A 1027-nucleotide genomic window follows, 5' to 3' on the forward strand; every position below is an offset into this window, starting at 1 on the left:
AAGAACGCTCTAAGAATTTTCATGAAAGCACAGTCTCATGCATCCCCCGAGCCCCGAATATGCAAACATCAAATGGAGAAGAAATATGAATCCTCAGTAAGAGGGGAGAATTATCGCAGCAGAGAAAAAATGCGGATTCCGGATCCGGCCATCAGAAAATCTGCAGCTGCCGCACTGGACCGGATCCGCACGACACCCGGATCTGAACATATCCGGTTCATCATCCTCTACGGATCCGCCGGGGCCGGGACCATGAAAGCCGGTTCCGACATCGATCTCTGCATTTCACTTGATGGTGACCATCATGATGCGGCACGGTTCCGTCACGAAATCCTCTCACGGCTACCCGGATCCACGTATGACATCCAGATCTTCGAACTGCTGCCCCTGTACGTGAGGACCGAAGTTCTCAGGGGAGCTGTACTCTATCCTCCGGATCCGGCCATTGTGTATGAAACCGCCAGCCGCACCATCCGCGAATTCGATGACTTCAAACACCGGCTCTACGATTACACCGGTGAGGAGGCGATGTCGTGAAGAAGCACCATCTCCGCGAAACGATGATCAGGATCAAGATGAAAGAGATCGCCGAGGGGATCTCTCTTGTGGAAGAGCACCTGCCACAAACTGCTGAAGAGTTCAAACGACTCGGCCTTGTCCGGGACGGCATTTACAAGCGGATGGAATTTGCTATTGAGAATGTCTTCGACATCTGCGCCGTCATCAACGCCGATCTGGCTCTCGGCATCCCGGGCCATGACGACGATATCCTTGAGAACCTGGTAACGAACAGGGTTATCAGCGAAGATCTGCGCAGGAAAATTATGGGCATGCGGGGATTCCGGAACATCGTTGTCCACCGGTACGGAACCATTGACGATGCCCCCCGCATTCCGGCTGCTGACCGAAAATATCGGGGACTTTACCGGATTCAGCGATGCGGTTGAGGATATCCTGAAAAATACCGATGATGGTATCCCGGAAGACCAGCCCATAATACCAACAGGTATATGGCACAGCATTGATC

Annotated in this window: 2 protein-coding genes; both read left to right on the forward strand. The window is 52.8% G+C overall.

The window, feature by feature from the left end:
• Positions 1-129 precede the first annotated feature (129 nt).
• Positions 130-537, forward strand: coding sequence for a nucleotidyltransferase domain-containing protein (locus CW742_RS15195; RefSeq protein WP_292421870.1), 408 nt, complete (start codon positions 130-132; stop codon positions 535-537).
• Complete coding sequence (locus CW742_RS15200) at positions 534-947, forward strand: DUF86 domain-containing protein (RefSeq protein WP_292421872.1); 414 nt, start codon at positions 534-536, stop codon at positions 945-947. Before CW742_RS15195 ends, CW742_RS15200 begins: the two co-directional genes overlap by 4 nt.
• Positions 948-1027: the final 80 nt, after the last annotated feature.

This window comes from Methanoregula sp. (genome assembly GCF_002835825.1).
In the GTDB taxonomy this organism is placed as follows: domain Archaea; phylum Halobacteriota; class Methanomicrobia; order Methanomicrobiales; family Methanospirillaceae; genus Methanoregula.